Genomic DNA, 22165 nt, shown 5'->3' with positions numbered 1-22165 from the left:
GACCGGCGATGATCGACCAGGTGATGAAGTCCGTCATCGATCCGACCTTCATGGTCGCCCTCGTTGTCGCCGTGGCGGTGTTCGTCACCGTGTTCACGGCGCTGCCGGCGATGGGCGGCAACCCGCTGAAGGCGCGCATGAAATCGGTGGCGCTGGAGCGCGAGGAGCTGCGCGCCAAGCAGCGCATGCGCCTCGCCGCCGAAGCCGACCGCAGGCGCAAGGGCCTGCGCGAGGAACAGTCCCACGGCATGAGGCGCATCGTCGAGCGGCTCGACCTCAAGCGCGCGCTGGCCGACGAGGCCACGCTGAGCAAGCTCAAGATGGCGGGCTTCCGCGGCCAGAACCCGCTGACGAAGTTCCTGTTCTTCCGCCTCGTCCTGCCCGCCGTCGGCCTCGCCCTCGGCATCTTCTACATCTTCGTCTTCGGCCTGCTGCCCGACCAGCCGCTGTTCATCAAGGCGTTCGTCTGCGTCCTGCTCGCCTATGCCGGGTTCTACGCGCCGGTGCTCTACATCTCCAACCGCGCCACCAAGCGCAAGGCGTCGATCCAACGGGCATGGCCCGACGCGCTCGACCTTATGCTGATCTGCGTCGAGTCCGGCATCTCCGTCGAGGCGGCGTTCCGGCGTGTGGCCGACGAGATCGGCGCGCAGTCGGTCGAGCTCGCCGAGGAATTCGTGCTGACCAACGCCGAACTGTCCTTCCTGCAGGAACGGCGGCAGGCCTATGAGAACCTCGCCAACCGCACGGGGCTCGACTCGGTCAAGAGCGTCACCCAGGCGCTGATCCAGGCCGAGCGCTACGGCACGCCGGTCGCGCACGCGCTGCGCGTCCTCTCGGCCGAGAGCCGCGACATGCGCATGAACGAGGCCGAGAAGAAGGCCGCCGCGCTGCCGCCCAAGCTGACCGTGCCGATGATCCTGTTCTTCCTGCCGGTGCTGTTCGCCGTCATCCTCGGCCCGGCCGGCATCCAGGTCTCGCAGCAGGGCGTCTTCGGCAACTGACGGCGCGAGGCGCGGCCGGAGCGGCCCGCCGCGCGCCCTGCGACGCCCCTGCGACCCCTTGCGGCACCTCGCGGAAAACAGTTTCAAAAAGGCAGGGTTTTGAACTAGGAATCACCCGGTTTCGCTCGAAATTTGGGTTTGTCTTTTTTGCCAGTTCCTCGTTCCCTTCCTAATCTGCGCCGCGTTCAGCCGCTCCGCCGCCGGAGCGGCAGCTTCCGGGTCGCACCATGCCGCTTCTTCACGTAGAGGGACTGACGCGCCACTTCGGCGCGACGCGCGCCCTGACGGGCGCCGACCTTGCCGTGGAGTCCGGCGAGATCGTCGCGCTGATGGGCGCGAACGGGGCGGGCAAGTCGACCCTCGTCAACATCGTCTCCGGCGTCATTCCGCGCCAGTCGGGCAGGATGGCGCTGGCCGGCGTTCCTTACGACCCGTCCTCGCCCACCGACGCGGCGCGGGCCGGCGTCGTCACCGTCCACCAGTCGACCGACCGGGTCGGCGCGGCCGGGCTCAGCGTCGCCGACATCCTCCTCCTCAACGACTATGCCGAGGGGACCGCGCCGTTCTTCCTGTCGCGCCGGGCGGTGAAGGCGCGGGCGCGGGCGCTGCTCGACAAGGCCGGGTTCGACCTGCCGCTCGACGCAGATTTCGCCGACCTGCGCGCCGCCGACCGCCAGCTTCTCGGCATCGCCCGCGCCGTCGCGGCGGACGCGCGCCTCCTCATCCTCGACGAGCCGACGGCGAGCCTGTCGGGCCGGGAGGCGGCGCGCCTCTACGACGTCCTGAAGCGGCTGCGCGGCGAAGGGCTCGCCATCCTCTACATCTCCCACCGCATCGCCGACCTCCAGGCGCTGGCCGACCGCGTGGCGGTGATGCGCGGCGGGCGCGTGGTCGAGACGTTCTCCCGGCCCGTCGATTTCACGGCAGCCGTCTCGGCGATGATCGGCCGACCGCTGGAAAGCGCCCGCCCCGCCCATCGCCCGACGGAGGGCGCGCCGGTGCTCGCCGTCAGCGGCGTGCGCCTCCTGCCGCATGCCGCGCTGATCGACCTTGCCGTGCATCCGGGCGAGGTGGTGGCGGTCAACGGCCCGCTCGGCTCCGGCAAAAGCCGGCTGCTCAACCTCCTGTTCGGGCTGGAGCCCGCCCATGGCGGCGCGATCGCGCTCGACGGCGCGCCCTATGCGCCGGCGGGACCTGCCGAGGCCATCGCCCGCGGCGTCGCGCTCGCGGCCGAGGACCGCCACCGCTCGTCGCTGATGCCGGCCGGCTGGCCGGGAAGCTCGCTCGCCGCCACCATCTCGTTGCCCCACCTGAAGACATGGTTCCCCAGCGGCTTCACCCTCGGCGGGCGCGAGCGCGCGGAGGCGGAAAAGGCGATCGCGCGCCTCGGCATCAAGGCCTCCGGCCCGTTCGCACCGATCGAGACGCTGTCGGGCGGCAACCAGCAGAAGGCGATCCTCGCCCGCTGGCAGGCCGAGCCGACGCGGCTGCTCCTGCTCGACGAGCCGTTCCAGGGCGTCGACGTCGGCGCGCGCGCCGACATCATCGCCGCGATCCGGCAGGGCGGCGGCGCGACGCTGATCGCGACCTCCGACCCCGAGGAGGCAGTGGAGGTGGCCGACCGCATCTTCCTGATGCAGGATCACGCGCTGACGCCGTGGCAGGCGGCGGCAGCGCAAGAGCACGCACTCGCAGAACGGGCAAGAACAGAGCGGACAGGGGCAGGATGAACGACGCCGACACCGAGATTTCCTCCCGTTCCGCCGCCGGCGGAGCCGGACGTGGCGCGTCCTTCGCCGACATCCTGCGCGCCGGGGCGGTGCTGTTCCTGCTCGGAGGGCTGATCGTCTTCTACAGCGTGGTGCAGCCGGCCTTCCTCAACCTGAACAATCTCCTGTCGATCCTCCAGGCCGTCTCGGTCGTCGCCATCCTCGGCGTCGGCGTCACGGTCACGCTGTCGGTCGGCGGCTTCGACCTGTCGGTCGGCGCGGTCGCCGCCTCCTCGGTGATGGCGGCGAGCTACGCCATGGTGGTCTGGGGCCTCTCCGCGCCGGCGACCGTGCTGTTCGTGCTGGCGCTCGGCGCGAGCGTCGGGCTCGTCAACAGCCTGCTCATCGTCAGGCTGAAGGTGCCGGACCTCCTCGCCACGCTGTCGATGATGTTCCTGCTGTCGGGCCTCCAGCTGATCCCGACCGCCGGCCGCTCGATCTCGTCGGGCCTGATCCTGCCGGACGGCTCCAAGGCCACCGGGGCCTACGATCCGGCCTTCCTGCTCATCGGCCGCTCCGGCGTCGGCGGGGTGCCGCTGCCGGTGATCGTCATGCTCACCGTCGCCGTCGCGATGTTCGTCCTTACCGAGCGCACGCGCATCGGTCGGCTGTTCTTCGCCACCGGCGGCAACGAGGTGGCGGCGCGGCTGGCGGGGGCCAACACGGCGCGGCTGAAGACGCTCGCCTATGTCATGTCCGGCACGCTCGCCTCGCTCGGTGGCATCATCATCGCCGCCCGCGTCGGGCGCGGCGACGTCTCCTCCGGCTCGTCGCTGATGATGGATTCGGTGGCCGCCGCGCTGATCGGCTTCGCCGTGCTCGGCGCGCGCCGGCCCAACGTGTTCGGCACCGTCGTCGGCGCGATCTTCGTCGGCGTGCTGCTCAACGGGCTGACCATGCTCAACATCCCCTATTACACGCAGGATTTCGTCAAGGGCGCGGTCCTCGTCGGCGCGCTCGCGCTCACCTACGGCCTCGGCCGCAGGACGGCCTGATTTTCAACCCGCTAACAAAAAGGCAGCAGGGACATGAGGCACATCACCAGAACACTTCTCGGCGGCGCGGTCGCGTCGCTCCTCCTCGCCGGACAGGCGTTCTCGCAGGGCATCGACGGCGCGCCGGCGCCGTTCGACAAGGGCGGCGTCAGGATCGCCGTCGTCTCCTTCCTCGGCTCGGGCGACTGGCTCCAGGCGTTCGAATCTGGCGTCAAGCGCCAGGGCGACGCGCTCGGCGTCGAGCTCACCATCTCGCAGGCGCGCAACGACCACGACACCCAGCGCAGCCTCGTCGAGCAGGCGATCAATCTCGGCGTCGACGGCATCGTCATCAATAACGGCCGCCCCGAGACCTTGCAGGACGTGGCCCAGAAGGCGCTCGACGCCGGCATCAAGGTCGTGGCCTACGACGTCGACCTCGACAACCCGGCGGTTGCCCAGATCGAGCAGTCGGACGCCGACATGGCCCGTCTCGTGCTCGAGCACGCGGTCGAGAAGGAAGGCAAGGGCTTCACCGGCGGCGCGGTCTATGTCGCCGGCTTCGCCCCGCTCGACCGGCGCTACGCCGTCTGGCAGGAGATCGCCAAGGCCAACGACGTGACCGAGAAGGCCGTCTGGGGCGTGGTCAACGACACGGTGCCGGCCTCGGTCGCCGACCAGACCAAGGCGGTCTTGACCGCCAATCCCGACATCAGCGTCGTCTTCACGCCGTGGGACGAGTTCGCCAAGGGTGTCAAGCTCGCCATCGACGAGCTCGGCGTTTCCGACAAGACGAAGATCTACGGCATCGACATCTCGACGCCGGACATCGAGCTGATGCGCGAGGAGAACAGCGCCTGGGTGGCGACGGCCGCGACCAACGCCGCCGTGGTCGGCGAGGTCTCGATCCGCGCGCTGGCGCTCGACATCGCCGGCGCCTTCCCGGGCCGTTCGGTGCTGCTCCAGCCGACGCTCGTCACCCGCGACGACCTGATCGCCAACGACATCAAGACCATCGAGGACCTGCAGGAGAAGTTCCCGGCCTTCCTCGAAAGCGACGCCGCGACGGCGGAGTGGATACCGCAGGCGAACTGACGGAGACGATCCCGTTTGCGTGCACCGGCGCACCCCTCACCGGCTCGCTGCGCTCGCCACCTCTCCCCAGAGGGGAGAGGAAGGAAATGAGACGTCGCGGCCGGCTTTCCTCTCCCCTCTGGGGAGAGGTGGCCCGAAGGGCCGGTGAGGGGTAGCGACGGCAGCGAAGGAAAAAACGGAGAACCACCATGAGCGACGACCTGCCCCGCCCCGACTACGCCCGCAACATGAAGCTGATCGGCCATTCCGGCATCGGCGGCCGCGGCGACGGGTTGCAGGTGATGGTGCATCGCGGCTTCGCCTATGTCGCGCATCCGTGGTCGCAAGGGTTCTCCATCGTCGACGTGCGCGACCCGAAGCGGCCGGGCGAGACGATCTTCGTGCCCGCGCCGGAGAATACATGGACCATCCATCTCCAGACGCATGACGACCTCCTGCTCGTCGTCAACGCGCTCGACCTTTTCGCCGATACCTCGAAGTTCCCGGACGAGAAATCCTACTATACGCGCTCCATCGGCGAGACCGTGGGCACGGCGGAGGGCGGGAGCATGAAGGCGCGGCCGTGGACGGCGGGCATGACGGTCTACGACATCTCGACGCCGGACGCGCCGCGCAGGATCGGCTTCCTGCCCGTCGACGGCGTCGGCATCCACCGCATCTGGTATGTCGGCGGCCGCTGGGCATACGCCTCGGCGCTGATCGACGGCTTCACCGACTATGTCTTCATCACCATCGACATGGCCGACCCGACCAAGCCGCGGATCGCCGGGCGCTGGTGGCTGCCGGGCATGAACGCGGCCGCCGGCGAGACGCCGACATGGGCGGCAGGCCGGCGCTTCGCGCTGCATCACGCGCTCGTCGAGGGCGATACTGCCTATGCCGCGTGGCGCGACGGCGGGCTGACCATCCTCGACGTTGCCGACCGGGCCAACCCCAGGCTGATCGCCCACCGCAACTGGTCGCCCCCCTTCGGCGGCGGCACGCATTCGCCGCTGCCGCTGCCGTCTCGCGACCTGCTCGTCGTCGCCGACGAGGCGGTGCTCGACAATGAGGAGGACGGACGCAAGCTGACCTGGGTGTTCGACATCCGCGACAAGGCCAACCCGGTCTCGATCTCGACCTTCCCGGTGCCGTCGGAAATCGACTACGTCGCCAAGGACGGCCATTTCGGGCCGCACAATCTGCACGAGAACCGGCCGGGCAGCTTCGTCTCCGACACGCTGATCTTCGCCACATGGCAGAATGCCGGCGTGCGCGCCTTCGACATTTCCGACCCCTACCGCCCGGTCGAGACCGGCGCACTGGTGCCGCCGGCGCCGCGCGTGATGACCGACAGGCGGGCCGGCCGGCCGCAGGTCGTGCAGTCGGCCGACATCTTCGTCGACGCCGCGGGCCTGCTCTACGTCACCGACAACAATGGCGGCCTTTCGATCATCGAATATGGCGGCTGACGAACTGCGCCGGCGCGGCGGCCGGAGATCGCATTCCATCGGTAGCGGATAAGGAACGACCTACTCCGGCTTCCTGACGCCGGCGGCCGCCTCGCGCACGATGGGCAGGAACGCCTCGCCCTCATCGAGCGCTGCGAAGAACTGGCGGCGCATGCGCGGCTCCCAGAACTTGTTGATGTGCTCGGCGACGCCGGCAACGCCCTCGGCGTGCGGCTTCGACAGGAAGAAGGTGCCGATCTGGTTGGCCATGCGCACGATCTTGGCGTGCGGGCCATCGGGGTGCGGGGTCGGCGTATCCTCATGCGACATTGCGCGCCTCCCCCTCGACGAGCCGCCGCGCATGGGTGAAGACGTCGAACTCGTCGCCGCGCACCAGCGCCACCAGCATCATGCCGGCCTCCTCGGCCGTGCGGATGGCGAGCGCGGTCGGGGCCGACACCGCGAGAATCGCCGGCGCGCCAATGGCCGCCGCCTTCTGCACCATCTCGACCGAGACGCGGCTGGTGACGACGACCGCGCCCGTCTCCCCGTCGACGCCGGCACGCGCCAGCCCCCCCGCCAGCTTGTCGAGCGCGTTGTGGCGGCCGACATCCTCGCGCGCAGCGAGGATGCCGCTTCCCGGCACATAGAAGCCGGCGGCATGGACCGCGCCGGTCTGCGCATGCAGCGTCTGCCATTCCGCCAGTTGCCGGACGGAGCGGGTGATGTCGCCGGCCGAGAGGGTGAGCGCCGCCGCGCCGACGTCGCGCACCCGACGCAGCGCCTCCTCGATGGATTCGATGCCGCACAGGCCGCAGCCCACCGGCCCGGCGAGATGCCTGCGCCGCGCCGCAAAGCGCGCGCCCGGCTCCCCGCCAAGCGTAATCTGGATGTCGATGCCCTCGCCCGCCTCCTCGACCGCGACAGCCTCGATCTCGTCCGGCGCGGCGACGATGCCTTCGGTCAGCGAGAAGCCGAGCGCGAAGTCCTCAAGGTCGGCCGGTGTCGCCATCATCACCGCATGGGTGGTGCCGCCATAGGAGAAGGCGACCGGCACCTCCTCCGGCACCATCCGCGCGGCCGTCGCCGCGCCGTGGACGCGGCGGGCGATGCGCGGGGCGGCGGTAACGGGCGGGCGGCTCATCCTATTCCGCCGCCTCGGTCGGCGTCGTCTCCTGCGGCCGGGCGATGCGGCGCGAGCGGCGCGAGAACGCGTCATATTCGCGCTGCCAGTCGCTTGGCCCGTTGGAAAGCGCGACCTGCACCGCCGTCACCTTGTATTCGGGGCAGTTGGTCGCCCAGTCGGAATAGTCGGTGGTGATGACGTTGGCCTGCGTGTCGGGGTGGTGAAAGGTGGTGTAGACCACGCCCGGCGCGACCCGGTCGGTGATGGTGGCGCGCAGGCTGGTCTCGCCGGCGCGGCTCGTCAGCCGCACATAGTCGCCCTGCCGGATGCCGCGCTGCTCGGCGTCGTGCGGGTGGATCTCCAGCACGTCCTCACCGTGCCAGGCGACGTTTTCGGTGCGCCGCGTCTGCGCCCCGACATTGTATTGCGACAGGATGCGCCCCGTGGTGAGCAGCAGCGGGAAGCGCGGGCCGGTCTTCTCGTCGGTCGCGACATAGTCGGTGCGGATGAACTTGCCCCGGCCGCGCACGAAGCCGTCGACATGCATGACCGGCGTGCCGAGCGGGGCCTTCTCGTTGCACGGCCACTGCACCGAGCCCTCGCGGTCCAAGAGGTCGTAGGTGACGCCGGCGAAGGAGGGCGTGGTCAAGGCGATCTCGTCCATGATCTCGGAGGGGTGGGCGTAGTTCCAGTCGAGGCCGAGCGCGCGCGCCAGCGCCTGCGTCGCCTCCCAATCGGCATAGCGGGCCTTCGGCGCGATGACCTTGCGCACGCGGTTGATGCGCCGCTCGGCATTGGTGAAGGTGCCGTCCTTCTCGAGGAAGGTCGAGCCGGGCAGGAAGACATGGGCGAAGCGCGCGGTCTCGTTGAGGAACAGGTCGTGGACGACGACGCATTCCATCGCCTCCAGCCCGGCCGAGACGTGGCGCGTGTCGGGGTCGGATTGCAGGATGTCCTCGCCCTGGATGTAGAGACCCTTGAACGAGCCCTCGACCGCGGCATCCAGCATGTTGGGGATGCGCAGGCCCGGCTCGTGGTCGAGCTTCACGCCCCACAGCGATTCGTAGATCTCGCGCACGGCGTCGCCGGCGATGTGGCGGTAGCCGGGCAATTCGTGCGGGAACGAGCCCATGTCGCACGAGCCCTGCACGTTGTTCTGGCCGCGCAGCGGGTTCACGCCGACGCCGGGCCGACCGATATTGCCGGTCAGCATGGCGAGATTGGCGATGGCCATCACCGTGGTCGAGCCCTGGCTGTGCTCGGTGACGCCGAGGCCGTAATAGATCGCGCCGTTGCCGCCGGTGGCGTAGAGCCGAGCCGCGCCGCGGATCGCTTCCGCCGGCACGCCGGAGAGCTTCTCCACCTCCTCCGGGCTGTTCGTCGGATCGGCGGCGAACCCGGCGTAGTCGGCGAACTCGTCCCAGTCGCAGCGCTCGCGGATGAAGGCCTCGTCGTAGAGTCCCTCGGTGACGATGACATGGGCGAGCGCGGTGACGACCGCGACATTGGTGCCGGGCTTCAACGGCAGGTGGTAGGCGGCCTCGACATGCGGGGTCCTGACCAGCTCGGTGCGGCGCGGGTCGACGATGATCAGCTTGGCGCCCTGCCGGAGCCGCTTCTTCATCCGCGAGGCGAAAACGGGGTGGGCCGCGGCCGGGTTGGCGCCGATGATAAGGACGACGTCCGAATGCTCGATCGAGTCGAAATCCTGCGTGCCGGCCGAGGTGCCGAAGGCCTGCCCCAGCCCGTAGCCGGTGGGCGAGTGGCAGACGCGGGCGCAGGTGTCGACATTGTTGTTGCCGAAGCCCTGCCGCACCAGCTTCTGGACGAGATAGGTCTCCTCGTTGGTGCAGCGCGAGGAGGTGATGCCGCCGACCGACCCGCGCCCGTACTGGTACTGGATGCGGCGGAACTCGGCGGCGGTATAAGCCAGCGCCTCCTCCCACGTCACCTCGCGCCACGGGTCCGTCACCTTCTCGCGGATCATCGGGTTGAGGATACGGTCGCGGTGGGTGGCATAGCCGAAGGCGAAGCGGCCCTTGACGCAGGAATGGCCGCGATTGGCCTTGCCGTCCTTGAACGGCACCATGCGCACCAGCTCCTCGCCGCGCATCTCGGCCTTGAACGAGCAGCCGACGCCGCAATAGGCGCAGGTGGTGACGGCCGACCATTCGGGCATGCCCATCTGGAGCACCGACTTCTCGCGCAGCGCGTCGGTCGGGCAGGCCTGCACGCAGGCGCCGCAGGACACGCATTCGGACTCGATGAAGTCCTCGTGCATCGAGGCGACCATGCGGCTCTCGAAGCCGCGGCCCTCGATGGTCAGCGCGAAGGTGCCCTGCACGTCCTCGCAGGCGCGCACGCAGCGCGAGCAGACGATGCACTGGGCCGGGTCGTACTCGAAATAGGGGTTGGAGGCGTCGCGCACGAGGTAGTCGACATTGAGCGAGCCCTCGCCCGGCGCGACATGGTTGCGCCCGTCGCGGTCGTAGCGGTTTTCAACGAGGCCGATCGTCGCCGCCACATGATCGAACTCGCTCATGCCGGTGCCGGCCTGTTCGCCGCGCCCGGCCGGATGGTCGGAGAGGTAGAGCTCCATGACGCAGCGCCGCAGACGGCCCAGCCGCTCGCTCTGCGTCGTCACCGCCATCCCTTCCGCCACCGGCGTGGTGCAGGAGGCGGGCGTGCCGCCGCGGCCCTCGATCTCGACCAGGCACACGCGGCACGAGCCGAAGGCGTCGAGCATGTCGGTGGCGCACAGCTTCGGGATCTCGACGCCGGCTTCCATCGCCGCGCGCATCACCGAGGTGCCCTCGGGCACGGTGACGGACACGCCGTCTATCGTAAGCGTTACCTTACGCTCTGATTTCGAGGCCGGCGTGCCGTAGTCGGTTTCGTGGACGAGACTCATCGGAGTTCTCCTAGCCGCCCTTGTTCCCGGCCAGCGTGTGCGCGACGAGCGCATTGGCGTGGCCATGCCCGAGACCGTGTTCGGCCTTCAGCCAGTTCACGATCTCCATATGCTTCATGCCGGTCTTCTCCCGGATCAGCGCCTTCCAGTGCTCGACCGGCTTTCCGTAGGTCTTCTCGATCGAGGGGAAATAGGATGCCGGGCCTTTTGCCTTCGCGGGGTCGGTCATTCGGCTGCCTCCTCGAATCTCCGGGGCCGGAAATCGTCCGGGAAATGGGTGATGGCGCTCATCACCGGATAGGGGGTGAAGCCGCCGAGCGCGCAGAGCGAGCCGAACTTCATCGTCTCGCACAGCTCGGTGACCAGCGCGAGATTGTCGGCATGGGCGATGCCGGCCGCGACCTTGTCCAGCGTCTCGGCCCCGCGCACCGAGCCGATGCGGCAGGGCGTGCACTTGCCGCAGGATTCGACGGCGCAGAAGGAGAAGGCGAATTTCGCCATGGCCATCATGTCCACCGTGTCGTCGAACACGGTGATGCCGGCATGGCCGATCAGCCCGTCCTTGGCGGCGAACGCCTCGTAGTCGAACGGCGTGTCGAACAGCGCGGGCGGGAAATAGGCGCCGAGCGGCCCGCCGACCTGCACGGCCTTGACCGGCCGCCCCGAGGCCGTGCCGCCGCCGATCTCCTCGACGATCTCGCCGAGCGAGAGGCCGAAGGCGACCTCGAAGAGGCCGCCGCGCCGGACGTTGCCGGCGATCTGGATCGGGATCGTGCCGTGCGAGCGGCCGATGCCGAAATCCTTGTAGAACGCCGCGCCCCGGTCGAGGATGATCGGCACGGAGGCGAGCGAGATGACGTTGTTGACCACGGTCGGCTTGCCGAACAGCCCTTCCAGCGCCGGCAGCGGGGGCTTCGCCCGCACCACGCCGCGCTTGCCTTCGAGGCTGTTCAGCAGCGAGGTCTCCTCGCCGCAGACATAGGCGCCCGCCCCCACCCTGATCTCGATGTCGAAGCCGTGCCCGGAGCCGAGCACGGAGGGGCCGAGAACGCCGGCCATGGTGGCGACGCGCACCGCCTCGCGCATCATGGCGACGGCGTGCGGATATTCCGAGCGGATATAGACGAAGCCCTTTTGCGCGCCGGTGGCGAGCGCGGCGATGGCCATGCCCTCGATCAGCACGAAGGGATCGCCCTCCATGATCATCCGGTCGGCGAAGGTGGCGGAATCGCCCTCGTCGGCGTTGCAGACGATGTACTTCCTGTCGGCGACGGCGTCCTGCACCGTCTTCCACTTGATGCCGGTCGGAAAGCCGGCGCCGCCGCGCCCGCGCAGGCCGGACTCCGTCACCGTCCGCACGATGTCGGCCGGCGCCATCGCCACGGCCTTCTCCAGCCCCGCGAGCCCGCCATGGGCGCGATAGGCGTCGAGCGACAGCGGATCGATGACGCCGCAGCGGGAGAAGGTCAGCCGCGTCTGGCGCGCGAGGAAGGGGATCTTTTCCGTCTCCCCGAGGGAGAGCGGATGCCTGGCCCCACCGTCGAGCAGGCCGGCATCGAGCAACTCCGCAGCATCGCGGGCGCGCACCGAGCCATAGGCGAAGCGGCCGGACGCTGTCTCGACCTCGACCATCGGCTCGAGGAAATAGAGGCCGCGCGAGCCGTTGCGCACGATCTTCGCGTCGATGCCGCGGCGGAACAGCTCCTCCTCGAAGGCGCGCGCGACCCGGCCGGCCCCCAGCGCCATCGCGCCGGAATCGGCGGAGATGTAGATCACCGGCCTCATCGCCGCACCTCGCCGGCGATCTCCTCGACCGCTGCCGCGTCGAGCCGGCCGCGCGGCTCGCCGTCCAGAAGGGCGGCCGGCGCGCAGGCGCACAGGCCGAGGCAATAGACCGGTTCCAGCGTCACCGCGCCGTCGGCGCTGGTCTCGTGAAAGCCGATGCCGAGCGCGCGCTGCACCAGCGCGGCGATCGCGTCCGCGCCCATCGACTGGCAGGCTTCCGCCCGGCACAGCTTCAGCACATGGCGGCCGGCCGGCTCGCGGCGGAAATCGTGATAGAAGCTGACGACGCCGTGTACCTCGGCGCGCGACAGGTTCAGCGCCTCGGCGATGACCGGTAGCGTCTCGGGCGGCACATGGCCGAATTCTTCCTGAAGCTCGTGCAGGATCGGCAGCAGCGGGCCTTCGAGATCGCGCAACGCCTCGACGATGTGCGCGGCCCGCGCCGCGATTTCGGTACTGTGCTGCTGCATAGCCATGCAGCGCCCTCCCTGAATGCCCGGCCTTTCCTGCTCCCGGCCGGAGCCGGCCCGACAGAACCGGCTAAGTGTCCAGAAAAGCGGAGGAAAGCGTTCGAATCAATACACGCGTTCCGTTGCTTGATAGATATTGCCTATCGAGAAGCGGCGAACGCGCCCGCGAGCGCCATCGCCTCGTCCAGCAGCGCCGCCACCAGCGGCGTGCGCGGCTCGCGCTGGGCCGCGACCAGCCCGACGATGTGGCTGGCGTCGGGCCCGACGATGGGGATGGCGCGGATCGGCTCGATGAGGCCGAGCGTTTCGGCAAGGTTCAGCGGCATGATCGACGACCATTTGCCGGTGCGGATATGGGCGTAGAGCAGGATCATCGAGTTGGATTCCAGCGTCGGCCGCGCCGAGACGTTGGCCGCGGCCAGATGCTGGTCGATTATGCGGCGGTTCTGCATGTCCGGGGTCAGGAGGCACAGCGGCAGCCCGGCCACCTCCTCCCACGTCACCTGCGCCCGGTCCGACAGCGGGTTTCCGGCGGCGGTGATGAGCTGGTAGCGCTCGGAATAGAGCGGCACGGAAACGACGCGGCCGAGCGGCTCGTTGTCGAGATAGGTGATGCCGGCGTCGATGTCGAAATTGCCCAGCATCGACAGCACCTCGACCGAGGTGCGCGACAGGACGGTGAAGGTGACGCCGGGATGCTTTTCGCGGAAGGGCGTGGTCAGCGCCGGCACCATGGCGAGCGCGGTGGGGATGGCGGCGATTCGCAGCCGGCCGGACAGGCCGTGACGCGCGGCGCGCATCTCGTCCTTCATGGCGCTGGTGTCGGAGACAATTCGTCGCGCCCACGCCAGCACCTGCTCGCCCTCGGGCGTCAGCCCCTGGAAGCGCGAGCCGCGCTTGACCAGCATCACGCCCAATATGTCCTCGAGCTGCTTGATCCCGGCCGACAGCGTCGGCTGGGCGATGCCGAGCTCCTCCGCCGCCTTGCCGAAATGGCGGGCGCGGGCGAGCGCCAGGAAGTATTCGAGCTTGTCGATCATCGCCGGAAGGTCGGGCAAATTCTTCGCGGGCGCAAGGTGGCTGAAGGGCCGACTTGGTTTCGCCAAGGAAATGATCTATCCCCGATCTATCTAAACAGACCGATAGAGCCGCCGCCATGTCCGTCACCAGGGAAGCCGTCCTCGAAACGCTGAGGACGATCAAGGGACCAGATTTCGAGGGCGACATCGTCTCGCTCGGGCTGGTGTCGACCATCGTCATCGTCAACGGCAAGGTGTTCTTCTCGATCACCGTGCCGGCCGAGCGCGCCGAGGCGCTGGAGCCGCTGCGTGCGGCGGCCGAGCGCGCGGTCAGGGCGATGCCGGGCGTCGAGGGCACGGTGGTGTCGCTGACCGCCGAGAAGAAGGGCGGCGGCATGGAGGCGGCCCCGCCGGCACGCCCCGCCGCGACGCGGCCGACGCCGGCCGCCGCGCCCACTGGGCGCCAGCAGGCGCGGCGCGGGGTTCCGGGCATCGAGGCGATCATCGCCGTCGCCTCGGGCAAGGGCGGCGTCGGCAAGTCGACCACGGCGGTCAACCTCGCGCTCGGGCTGGCGGCGGAGGGTTTGACGGTCGGCATCCTCGACGCCGACATCTACGGCCCGTCGATGCCGCGTCTGCTCGGCATCAAGGGGAAACCCGAGACGGTGGACGGCAAGGTGCTGAAGCCGATGGAGAATTACGGCATCAAGGTCATGTCCATGGGCTTCCTCGTCGACGAGGAGGTGGCGATGATCTGGCGCGGCCCGATGATCCAGTCGGCGCTGATGCAGATGCTGCGCGAGGTCGCCTGGGGCGATCTCGACGTGCTCGTCGTCGACATGCCGCCGGGCACGGGGGATGCGCAGCTCACCATGGCCCAGCAGGTGCCGCTTGCCGGTGCCGTCATCGTCTCCACGCCGCAGGACCTCGCCCTCATCGATGCGCGCAAGGGCCTCAACATGTTCAACAAGGTCGAGGTGCCGGTGCTCGGTCTCGTCGAGAACATGAGCTATTTCATCGCGCCGGATACGGGCAACCGCTACGACATCTTCGGCCACGGCGGTGCACGCAAGGAGGCAGAGCGCATCGGCGTGCCCTTCCTCGGCGAGGTGCCGCTGACCATGGACATCCGCGAGACCTCGGATGCCGGCACGCCCGTCGTCGTCTCGGCCCCCGACGGCGCGCAGGCGGGGGCCTACCGCGCCATCGCCGCCAAGGTGAAGCAGCGCATCGAGGCCGAGCAGGCGGCCGCGAACGCGGCGACGCCGGCGATCGTGTTCGATTAGCGCATCCCGTCGTCCGAGGTCATAGCGTATCGTCCGTTCCGACGGAGCATGATCTTCAACCGTCGCGCCGCCCCTCATCCGCCCTTCGGGCACCTTCTCCCCGTGAACGGGGAGAAGGAAGAAGCGGCAGCGTTGCGACAGTCTCTCCTCTCCCCGTTCACGGGGAGAGGATGCCGGCAGGCAAGGTGAGGGGCAGCGCAAGCGGTCGAAATCACGCGCCTATGGCGGACGGACCGGCTTTCATGACCGGGGCGCGGTAGGGAACAGCGCGGCGACGTCGGTCTCCAGCGCATCCGCCACCTGCTGGGCGGTTTCGAGCGTGACATTCATCGCGCCCGCCTCGATCCGGCTGACATAGGCCTGATCTGCGTCGATGCGCAGGGCAAGCTCCTCCTGCGAGATGCCGAGGGCCACGCGCCGCGCCCGAACCGCCGAACCAAATCGCCGCTTGACGTCCATGACGACAACGGAGCGGTCTCGGCAGGGTATATTCCATGTATCCTAATACATATTCTTCCGCTCTACTTGCCTGTAAGAGAATCTCCTTCGGTCATTCGAGGAGATGCCGATGGAAGACTACAGTTTCTGGGCCGACCTTCTGGCGAGCTACCGGGCATCGCCCGACATCATCAAGGCGCTGTGGCTGATGGTGCCGCTCGTTTTGCGGCGGGCTTCTTCGCGCTGGGCGTGGGGATGGCGTTGCGGCTGACTGACCGGCGTGAGACTTCTCCCGCACAGGCTGAAGAAGAACGTCCCGACCGCGAATGGCTTACCGCCGTCGCGCCGCCGTCGCTGATCGAGCACGAGCAGGCGGACGAGCCAACGCGGCAGCTTCGCCGGCCGTAGCGGCGGTGGCGCGGCGCGCCCGCGCATGCGATAAGCGGCGGCATGCCGGAACAGGATAACGACCGATGACCCGCCGCAACTCCTCCCTCGGCTTTCTCGGGCGGTTCGGCCGCTCGGAGGATCTGCGCCGGCTCGACGCCGCGCTGCGGGACTTCGACCTCCACCCGGCGCTGGTGCCGGACGGGGCCAAGCTCGCCATCGTCAACATGATGAAGGACGCGTGGCCGGACAGGGAGCCGCCGGCCGAGGCGTATGCGCCGGTCGCGAGCCTGTTCGCCTATTGCCTCGTCGGGCCGGATTTGTTCGCGCAGAGCAACGGCCCGGCGCTCGCGGCGGAAGCGGAAGCCCGCATCGACGCCGCGCTCGAAGCCGGCGACGGCATGGATGCGGACCTCATCCTGCTGGCGCTGCACGCGCGCCTCGTCAGCCCGAAGGTGGTGGAGAAGTTCGGCCTTACCATCGAGCAGGAGTGAGTTCGCTGCCCCGCCGTTCGTTCCCACTGCGCCGGTTCGGGAAAGTCTGCGCTACCCCTCACCGGCCCTTCGGGCCACCTCTCCCCAGAGGGGAGAGGAAAGGCTGCCGCGACCTTGCCGCTTCTTCCTTCTCCCCGTTCACGGGAAGAAGGTGCCCGAAGGGCGGATGAGGGGCAGCGACATCCCGACCAGAACCAGCCCGCCGGGACGAAGGCCATCCTCTACCAGCCCATCGCCTCGCGCGGCAGGAGGATGTTGGGGTGGCGGGCGCGTAAAGTTTCGTCAAGCGCGCGCGGGATGTGGCGGGGGAAGCGGTGGGCGAGGATGCGGCGCTTTTCCGCGATGGCGCGCTGGAGCATGTCGGGCCGGCCGGCCTCCTGCCAGTCCTTGACGCCGAGGCGGTCGGCGAAGGCGGGTTGGCGCGCGGCGTCGTTCGCCGCGCCGGGGCGGTCCTCGCCGAGATAGTGGCCGGGGCCGCGCGTGCAGGTGCGTGCGATCGTCTCGAAGGACAGGGTCTCATCGCTGACCTCGATGCCTTCCGCGCAGCGCAGGCATTCGCCAATCATGTCGTTGTCGATGACGAGGCTTTCGAGGCAGAAGCCGCCGAGCGCGGCGTGCATGCCCGCCGCCTCGTAGACCAGCGACACGCCGGCAAGCGCGGCCATGGCCTCGGTGATGCCCTTCTCGTAGCCGGACTGCACGTCGGGCAGCTTGGCGTCAGCCATGCCGGCGACCGAGCCGCCCGGCAGGTCGTAGAACGCCGCCATCTGGCCGCAGGCGGCGGCGAGCAGCGCCTGCCCGGCCGAGCCGCCGGCCATCGCGCCGGTGCGCGGGTCGCAGGCGAAGGGGAAGAGGCCGAGGATGCACGGATGGCCGGGCTTCAGCGCGTTGACGTAGACGAGGCCGGCCAAGGTCTCGGCCACGGCCTGGACCAGCGCGCCGGCCAGCGCCGGCGGCGCGCTGGTGCCGGCCTGCCCGGCCGACAGGACGAGGACCGGCAGGCCGCCGGTGACGCAGGCCTCGAGGACGCCGCAGGCGTTGGCGGCGAATTTCAGCGGCGAGGCGATGAGCGGGTTGGAGTTGGAGACGAAGGGCCGGGCGCGGAATTTCTTCTCGCCGCCCGCCACCGTGTGAAGGAGGTCGAGCGCCGGGGCGACGTTTTCGCGCACGGTGAACGAGGTGCCGACATGCTTCGTCGTGCCGGCGACACAGGCATAGAGCGTGTTGAGGTCGAGATCGGCGGGGTCGACCATGTCGCGCGCCACCATCGGCCGCTGGAAGAAATGGATGTTGGCGAGCGCGTCGACGAGGCGGGCGGCGTCGTAGATGTCGGCGAGCCGCGATTCGCGATAGTCGCGCGCTTCGAGATCGACGAGATGGACGGCCGCGCCGGCGGTGCCGAAGTGAGGCCGCCCGCCTTGCAGGGCAAGGTCGTTGCGCGGGTCCTGTCCGTGCAGGGTGAAATGCCGCGCGGCGCGGGCGATGGTGTCGAGGACGAGGGCGCGGGGAAAACGCAGCCGCCCGTCGTCTCCGGCAAGCGCGCCGGCCTGCGCCAGCACTGCCGCGCAGGAGGGCGGGGCGTTGGCGAAGCCGACCGTTTCGAGAAGGTCGAGCGCCGTCTCGTGAACACGGCGGATGCCGGCCTCGGAAAGCGCGCGGTAGCGGCCGGCGGCAGGCCCGGCCGGCGCATGGTCTTCATCGGCGGCAAGGGGCATGGCCTCGGCTCCGCGACAGGTCGCCGCCACTATGTCGCGGCGGCGGCGGGCCCGGTTGAGCCAGAATTTTCGCCGCTTCTAATCCAGTTCGCGGGTTCGCTGCCCCTGCCGCCCGGGCCCCTCAAGCCGCGGCCGGCCGGCGGCCGGCCGCCGTCGCCAGCTCGCGGATGCCCGGCTCGATGTGCTGGAGCGAGATCGAGGAGATGCCGAGCCGCAGGAAGCGGGAATGGCGCTCCGGCCGGTCGAAGAAGCGCGCGCCCGGCTCGATCAGCACGCCGCGCGCCCGCGCCGCCTCGGCCAATGCGTGGGTATCGGTGCCGGGTGGGCCTTCGAGCCAGACCGAGGTGCCGCCGGGCACGGCCGGCGAGCGCCATTCGGGCAGGAAGGTGTCGATGGCTTGCGACAGCCGCTTGCGCCGCTCGGTGAAGGCGGAGGAGAGCTTGCGCACCAGCGCCTCGTGGTGGCCGAGCGACAGGAACAGCGCGACGGCCCGCTGGTTGTTGGCCGGCGGATGGCGCAGCATGAAGCGGCGCAGCGCGCGCAGCTCCGCGATCAGCCCGGCCGGGGCGACGATGTAGCCGAGCCTCAGGCCCGGCGCCAGCGTCTTCGACAGCGAGCCGACATAGACGACGCGGCCCGAGCGGTCGATGCCGCGCAGCGCCTGCGGCGGCGCGTCGTCGACGAGCTGGGCGTCGTAGCCGTCCTCGATGATGATCCGGTCGTTCTTCTCGGCGTCGGCGATGAGATGCGCGCGCCGATCCTCCGACAGCGGGGCCATGGTCGGGCAATGGTGGCTCGGCGTGACGAAGACGAAGCCGCAATCGGCCGGCACGGCATCGGGCAGGATGCCGTCGCTGTCGACCGGCACCGGCACGACCTCGGCCCCGGCGAGGCGGAAGATCGAGCGGGCGTCGGGATAGCCCGGCTCCTCCATGGCGACGCGCGTGCCGCGCCCCATCAGAAGTGTCGCCAGCATGTAGAGCGCGTTCTGCGCGCCGAGCGTGACGATGATCTCGTCGGGATTGGCGAAGATGCCGCGCCGGGGCAGCAGCCGTGCCTGGATCTGCTCGATCAGCAGCGGATCGTCGCGGTCGACCATGTCGGACGCCCAGTTGCGGATCTCCAGCACCGCCAGCGCCATGCGGTTGCACTCGCGCCATTCGGCGGTGGGGAACAGCGCCGGGTCGAACTGGCCGTAGACGAAGGGATAGGACGACTTGATCCAGTTTTCCTGCTTGCTCGGCTCCGGCATCTCGGAGGCGGCGATGCGGCGGCGCGCCTTCCAGTCGATGGCGGCACCGGCCGGCTGCCCGGCCTCGCCGCGCACATGGCCGGGCGAGGTCAGCACGTCGGGATTGACGAAATGGCCGCGCCGCTCGCGGGCGATGAGGAACCCCTGGTCGACGAGCTGCTGGAAGGCCAGCACCACGGTGCCGCGCGCCACGCCGAGCTTTTCCGCGAGGATGCGGCAGGAGGGCAGCGGCATCGACACGGCGATCTGCCGGTCGAGGATGGCCGCGACGATGGCCTGGCGGATCTGCGCCTGGAGCGTCTGGCCGGAATCGGCCGAAATCCTGAACAGGCCGGACCAGATGGCCGGATCGGTGCGCGTCGCCATGAAACCTCTCCCTGGCCTTTAGCTGACTCGCTCTGGCCCAGCGCCATTCAAGACTGGTCCAAGACTTTAAGCCAATGAAATAAATTGATCGCACCAATTTATGCCACTGATCCTTCACGCTTTGGGCCATGGATGGCGCGGGCCGGGGCCTGTCCCCGGCTGCGACCATGCGGCGGGGTTTTCAATCGCGGCCGGCCTGCTAGTCTCCGCGCCGACCCAGGGCCCTATATCCTTGGACGGGGGCGGCCGCGTCACCGATGGAGAAGACGATGGACCGAACGCGATTTTCCGCCGTGCTTGCCGCGCTTGAGGCGCACCGCCGCCAGAACGGCGGCCTCGACATGCGCGCCGCCTTCGCCGGCGACCCCGGCCGGTTCGGGCGCTTCTCGCTTACACTCGACGACCTGCTTTTCGATTTCTCGAAATGCGCCGTCACCGACGCGACGGTCGCGCTGCTCGAAGACCTCGCGGAGGCCGCCGGCCTCGGGGAGCGGCGCGCGGCGATGTTCGCCGGCCAGCCGATCAACGCCACCGAGGGCCGCGCCGTGCTGCATGTCGCGCTGCGTGACCTTTCCGGCCGCGCCTTCACGGTCGACGGCGAGGACGTGTCGGGCGCGGTGCGCGCGGTCCTCGACGCGATGGGGGCCTTCGCCGAGGGCGTCCGCTCCGGCGCGATCCAAGGCGCGACGGGCAGGAAGATCACCGACATCGTCAATATCGGCATCGGCGGCTCGGACCTCGGCCCGGCGATGGCGACGCTGGCGCTCGCGCCCTACCATGACGGGCCGGCGGCGCATTTCGTCTCCAACGTCGACGGCGCGCACATCACTGATGCGCTGAAGGGGCTGGACCCGGAGACGACGCTGTTCGTCGTCGCCTCCAAGACCTTCACCACGATCGAGACGATGACCAATGCGCGCACGGCGCGGGACTGGCTGGCGGCAAGGGTGGGCGAGGACGCGGTCGGGGCGCATTTCTGCGCCGTATCGACCGCGCTTTCCAAGGTGGAGGCGTTCGGCATTTCGCCCGAGCGCACCTTCGGCTTCTGGGACTGGGTCGGCGGGCGCTATTCGCTGTGGTCGGCGATCGGCCTGCCGCTGATGCTCGCCATCGGGCCGGAGCGGTTCCGCGACTTCCTCGCCGGCGCAACAGCGATGGACCGGCACTTCGAGACCGCGCCGACGCACCAGAACATGCCGGCGATGCTCGGCCTGATCGGCTTCTGGCACCGCGTCGCCTGCGGTTATCCCACCCGCGCGATCATTCCCTACGACCAGCGGCTCGCCCGCCTGCCGGCCTATCTCCAGCAGCTCGACATGGAATCGAACGGCAAGAGCGTGACGCTGGACGGCGCGCCGGTGCCGACGCCGACCGGCCCCGTGGTCTGGGGCGAGCCCGGCACCAACGGCCAGCACGCCTTCTTCCAGCTCCTGCACCAGGGCACCGACATCGTGCCGGTCGAGTTCATCGTCGCCGCCGAAGGCCACGAGCCGGAGCTCGCCCACCATCACGACCTTCTCATGGCCAATTGCCTCGCCCAGTCCGAGGCCTTGATGAAGGGGCGCACGCTCGACGAGGCGCGGGCGCAGATGGAGGAGAAGGGCACGGACGCGGCGGAGATCGAGCGCGTCGCCCCGCACCGCGTCTTTTCCGGCAACCGGCCGTCGCTGACGCTGATGCACCGCCGGCTCGACCCGTTCGCGCTCGGCCGGCTGATCGCGCTCTACGAGCATCGCGTCTTCGTCGAGGCGCAGCTCTTCGACATCAACGCCTTCGACCAGTGGGGCGTCGAACTCGGCAAGGAGCTGGCGACGGGTCTTCTTCCTGTCGTCGAAGGCCGCGAGGATGCCGGCGATCGCGACGCCTCGACAACCGGGCTCGTGCGGCATATGCGCAAGCTTCGCGCGAACGATCGGGAATCGCAGCCATGACCGACATCCGAGGCATCCTGTTCGACAAGGACGGCACGCTGATCGACTTCAACGCGACGTGGTTCGCCGCCGCCGACGCGATGGCGCTGGTCGCAGCCGCGGGGGAGCGCGCGCTTGCCGACGAGCTGCTCGATGTCGCCGGCTACGATTTCTCCGTCCGCCGCTTCCGGCCCGATTCGGTGCTGGCCGCCGGCACCAATGCCGACCTGATGGCCCTGTGGTATCCGCGCCACGCCGAGGCCGAGCGCCGGGCGCTGCTCGACGAATTCGACCGGATGACCGCCTCGGGCGGCCTTGCCGAGCCGGTGGCGCTGCCCGGCTGCCAGGTGGCGCTGGCGGCGCTGCACAGCGCGGGCTACCGGCTGGGCGTCGCCACCAACGATTCGACCGGCGGCGCCGAGCGCACGCTCCTGTCGCTCGGCGTCGCGCAGATGTTCGAGGCGGCCTATGGCTACGACGCGGTCGCCAACCCCAAGCCCGCGCCCGACACCATCCACGCCTTCTGCGACCTGACCGGGCTGAAGCCGGCGCAGCTCGCCATGGTCGGCGACAACCGCCACGACCTCGAGATGGCGCGCGCCGGCGGCGCGGGGCTGGCCGTCGCCGTCCTGTCCGGCACCGGCACGCTGGAGAGCCTCGCCCCGCTGGCCGACGTGGTGCTCGATTCGATCGTCGACCTGCCCGCCTATCTCGCGCGGGAGAGCGCGGCCTGA

General features: G+C 69.5%; 20 protein-coding genes. 10 read left to right on the top strand and 10 right to left on the bottom strand.

Annotated elements, in window-relative coordinates; genetic code table 11:
* Positions 1–8: 8 nt before the first annotated feature.
* From M9945_RS03220 to M9945_RS03200, 5 genes are all read left to right on the top strand, one after another.
* Positions 9–1004, top strand: coding sequence for a type II secretion system F family protein (locus tag M9945_RS03220; protein ID WP_367929743.1), 996 nt, complete (start codon positions 9–11; stop codon positions 1002–1004).
* 227 nt (positions 1005–1231) lie between these two features.
* Positions 1232–2734 carry a sugar ABC transporter ATP-binding protein gene (locus M9945_RS03215; protein ID WP_367943381.1) on the top strand — a complete coding sequence of 501 codons (1503 nt, stop codon included), beginning with the start codon at positions 1232–1234 and terminating at the stop codon, positions 2732–2734.
* Positions 2731–3768 carry an ABC transporter permease gene (locus M9945_RS03210; protein ID WP_367943380.1) on the top strand — a complete coding sequence of 346 codons (1038 nt, stop codon included), beginning with the start codon at positions 2731–2733 and terminating at the stop codon, positions 3766–3768. Before M9945_RS03215 ends, M9945_RS03210 begins: the two co-directional genes overlap by 4 nt.
* A 42-nt stretch (positions 3769–3810) precedes the next feature.
* Positions 3811–4842, top strand: a complete 1032-nt coding sequence (locus tag M9945_RS03205; protein WP_367944754.1) for a substrate-binding domain-containing protein — start codon at positions 3811–3813, stop codon at positions 4840–4842.
* A 188-nt stretch (positions 4843–5030) separates the two neighbouring features.
* Complete coding sequence (locus M9945_RS03200) at positions 5031–6293, top strand: LVIVD repeat-containing protein (protein ID WP_367943379.1); 1263 nt, start codon at positions 5031–5033, stop codon at positions 6291–6293.
* 60 nt (positions 6294–6353) lie between these two features.
* Here the strand turns inward: M9945_RS03200 and M9945_RS03195 are convergent, their stop codons facing one another.
* From M9945_RS03195 to M9945_RS03165, 7 genes are all read right to left on the bottom strand, one after another.
* Entirely contained in the window at positions 6354–6602 is a 249-nt protein-coding gene (locus M9945_RS03195) for a formate dehydrogenase subunit delta (RefSeq protein ID WP_367943378.1), read from the bottom strand.
* Positions 6592–7416, bottom strand: a complete 825-nt coding sequence (gene fdhD, locus M9945_RS03190) for a formate dehydrogenase accessory sulfurtransferase FdhD (protein WP_367943377.1) — start codon at positions 7414–7416, stop codon at positions 6592–6594. Before fdhD ends, M9945_RS03195 begins: the two co-directional genes overlap by 11 nt.
* Position 7417: 1 nt before the next feature.
* Positions 7418–10309, bottom strand: coding sequence for a formate dehydrogenase subunit alpha (gene fdhF / locus M9945_RS03185; protein ID WP_367943376.1), 2892 nt, complete (start codon positions 10307–10309; stop codon positions 7418–7420).
* A 10-nt stretch (positions 10310–10319) separates the two neighbouring features.
* The gene (locus M9945_RS03180; protein ID WP_367943375.1) at positions 10320–10538 is read right to left on the bottom strand and encodes a DUF4287 domain-containing protein; all 219 of its coding nucleotides are present in this window, start codon (positions 10536–10538) and stop codon (positions 10320–10322) included.
* Positions 10535–12094: a formate dehydrogenase beta subunit gene (locus M9945_RS03175; RefSeq protein WP_367943374.1), complete on the bottom strand. Its 1560-nt coding sequence runs from the start codon at positions 12092–12094 to the stop codon at positions 10535–10537. Before M9945_RS03175 ends, M9945_RS03180 begins: the two co-directional genes overlap by 4 nt.
* A complete protein-coding gene (locus M9945_RS03170) occupies positions 12091–12570 on the bottom strand; it encodes a formate dehydrogenase subunit gamma (protein WP_367929733.1) in 480 nt (159 codons plus the stop codon). Before M9945_RS03170 ends, M9945_RS03175 begins: the two co-directional genes overlap by 4 nt.
* A 134-nt stretch (positions 12571–12704) precedes the next feature.
* Complete coding sequence (locus M9945_RS03165) at positions 12705–13604, bottom strand: LysR family transcriptional regulator (protein ID WP_367944753.1); 900 nt, start codon at positions 13602–13604, stop codon at positions 12705–12707.
* Positions 13605–13720: 116 nt separating this feature from the next.
* Here M9945_RS03165 and apbC point away from each other — a divergent pair, with 116 nt between their 5' ends.
* A complete protein-coding gene (gene apbC, locus M9945_RS03160; protein WP_367943373.1) occupies positions 13721–14869 on the top strand; it encodes an iron-sulfur cluster carrier protein ApbC in 1149 nt (382 codons plus the stop codon).
* Positions 14870–15109: 240 nt separating this feature from the next.
* Here the strand turns inward: apbC and M9945_RS03155 are convergent, their stop codons facing one another.
* Positions 15110–15328: a helix-turn-helix transcriptional regulator gene (locus M9945_RS03155; protein ID WP_367943372.1), complete on the bottom strand. Its 219-nt coding sequence runs from the start codon at positions 15326–15328 to the stop codon at positions 15110–15112.
* 109 nt (positions 15329–15437) lie between these two features.
* Here M9945_RS03155 and M9945_RS03150 point away from each other — a divergent pair, with 109 nt between their 5' ends.
* Together M9945_RS03150 and M9945_RS03145 are read left to right on the top strand one after the other, a co-directional pair.
* Positions 15438–15578 carry a hypothetical protein gene (locus tag M9945_RS03150; RefSeq protein WP_367943371.1) on the top strand — a complete coding sequence of 47 codons (141 nt, stop codon included), beginning with the start codon at positions 15438–15440 and terminating at the stop codon, positions 15576–15578.
* Positions 15579–15780: 202 nt separating this feature from the next.
* A complete protein-coding gene (locus M9945_RS03145; RefSeq protein WP_367943370.1) occupies positions 15781–16188 on the top strand; it encodes a hypothetical protein in 408 nt (135 codons plus the stop codon).
* A gap of 221 nt (positions 16189–16409) precedes the next feature.
* Here M9945_RS03145 and M9945_RS03140 read toward each other — a convergent pair whose 3' ends face one another.
* Both M9945_RS03140 and M9945_RS03135 read right to left on the bottom strand, forming a co-directional pair.
* Complete coding sequence (locus tag M9945_RS03140) at positions 16410–17903, bottom strand: trimethylamine methyltransferase family protein (RefSeq protein WP_367943369.1); 1494 nt, start codon at positions 17901–17903, stop codon at positions 16410–16412.
* Between the two features lie 121 nt (positions 17904–18024).
* Positions 18025–19521, bottom strand: a complete 1497-nt coding sequence (locus M9945_RS03135) for a PLP-dependent aminotransferase family protein (RefSeq protein ID WP_367943368.1) — start codon at positions 19519–19521, stop codon at positions 18025–18027.
* A gap of 269 nt (positions 19522–19790) precedes the next feature.
* Between M9945_RS03135 and pgi the strand changes: the two genes are divergently transcribed.
* Both pgi and M9945_RS03125 read left to right on the top strand, forming a co-directional pair.
* The gene (gene pgi, locus M9945_RS03130; protein WP_367943367.1) at positions 19791–21452 is read left to right on the top strand and encodes a glucose-6-phosphate isomerase; all 1662 of its coding nucleotides are present in this window, start codon (positions 19791–19793) and stop codon (positions 21450–21452) included.
* Entirely contained in the window at positions 21449–22165 is a 717-nt protein-coding gene (locus M9945_RS03125; RefSeq protein ID WP_367943366.1) for an HAD family hydrolase, read from the top strand. Before pgi ends, M9945_RS03125 begins: the two co-directional genes overlap by 4 nt.

The organism is Aquamicrobium sp. (assembly GCF_023954335.1).
Taxonomy (GTDB): Bacteria; Pseudomonadota; Alphaproteobacteria; order Rhizobiales; family Rhizobiaceae; genus Aerobium.
This window is presented reverse-complemented; position numbering and strand designations above follow the sequence as displayed.

What these genes read in the sequence shown, in the direction of transcription:
- M9945_RS03220 (WP_367929743.1), top strand. Translation starts at nt 9, where the DNA reads ATGATCGACCAGGTGATGAAGTCCGTCATCGATCCGACCTTCATGGTC.
- M9945_RS03215 (WP_367943381.1), top strand. Translation starts at nt 1,232, where the DNA reads ATGCCGCTTCTTCACGTAGAGGGACTGACGCGCCACTTCGGCGCGACG.
- M9945_RS03210 (WP_367943380.1), top strand. Translation starts at nt 2,731, where the DNA reads ATGAACGACGCCGACACCGAGATTTCCTCCCGTTCCGCCGCCGGCGGA.
- M9945_RS03200 (WP_367943379.1), top strand. Translation starts at nt 5,031, where the DNA reads ATGAGCGACGACCTGCCCCGCCCCGACTACGCCCGCAACATGAAGCTG.
- M9945_RS03195 (WP_367943378.1), bottom strand. Translation starts at nt 6,602, where the DNA reads ATGTCGCATGAGGATACGCCGACCCCGCACCCCGATGGCCCGCACGCC.
- fdhD (WP_367943377.1), bottom strand. Translation starts at nt 7,416, where the DNA reads ATGAGCCGCCCGCCCGTTACCGCCGCCCCGCGCATCGCCCGCCGCGTC.
- fdhF (WP_367943376.1), bottom strand. Translation starts at nt 10,309, where the DNA reads ATGAGTCTCGTCCACGAAACCGACTACGGCACGCCGGCCTCGAAATCA.
- M9945_RS03180 (WP_367943375.1), bottom strand. Translation starts at nt 10,538, where the DNA reads ATGACCGACCCCGCGAAGGCAAAAGGCCCGGCATCCTATTTCCCCTCG.
- M9945_RS03175 (WP_367943374.1), bottom strand. Translation starts at nt 12,094, where the DNA reads ATGAGGCCGGTGATCTACATCTCCGCCGATTCCGGCGCGATGGCGCTG.
- M9945_RS03170 (WP_367929733.1), bottom strand. Translation starts at nt 12,570, where the DNA reads ATGGCTATGCAGCAGCACAGTACCGAAATCGCGGCGCGGGCCGCGCAC.
- M9945_RS03165 (WP_367944753.1), bottom strand. Translation starts at nt 13,604, where the DNA reads ATGATCGACAAGCTCGAATACTTCCTGGCGCTCGCCCGCGCCCGCCAT.
- apbC (WP_367943373.1), top strand. Translation starts at nt 13,721, where the DNA reads ATGTCCGTCACCAGGGAAGCCGTCCTCGAAACGCTGAGGACGATCAAG.
- M9945_RS03155 (WP_367943372.1), bottom strand. Translation starts at nt 15,328, where the DNA reads ATGGACGTCAAGCGGCGATTTGGTTCGGCGGTTCGGGCGCGGCGCGTG.
- M9945_RS03150 (WP_367943371.1), top strand. Translation starts at nt 15,438, where the DNA reads ATGGAAGACTACAGTTTCTGGGCCGACCTTCTGGCGAGCTACCGGGCA.
- M9945_RS03145 (WP_367943370.1), top strand. Translation starts at nt 15,781, where the DNA reads ATGACCCGCCGCAACTCCTCCCTCGGCTTTCTCGGGCGGTTCGGCCGC.
- M9945_RS03140 (WP_367943369.1), bottom strand. Translation starts at nt 17,903, where the DNA reads ATGCCCCTTGCCGCCGATGAAGACCATGCGCCGGCCGGGCCTGCCGCC.
- M9945_RS03135 (WP_367943368.1), bottom strand. Translation starts at nt 19,521, where the DNA reads ATGGCGACGCGCACCGATCCGGCCATCTGGTCCGGCCTGTTCAGGATT.
- pgi (WP_367943367.1), top strand. Translation starts at nt 19,791, where the DNA reads ATGGACCGAACGCGATTTTCCGCCGTGCTTGCCGCGCTTGAGGCGCAC.
- M9945_RS03125 (WP_367943366.1), top strand. Translation starts at nt 21,449, where the DNA reads ATGACCGACATCCGAGGCATCCTGTTCGACAAGGACGGCACGCTGATC.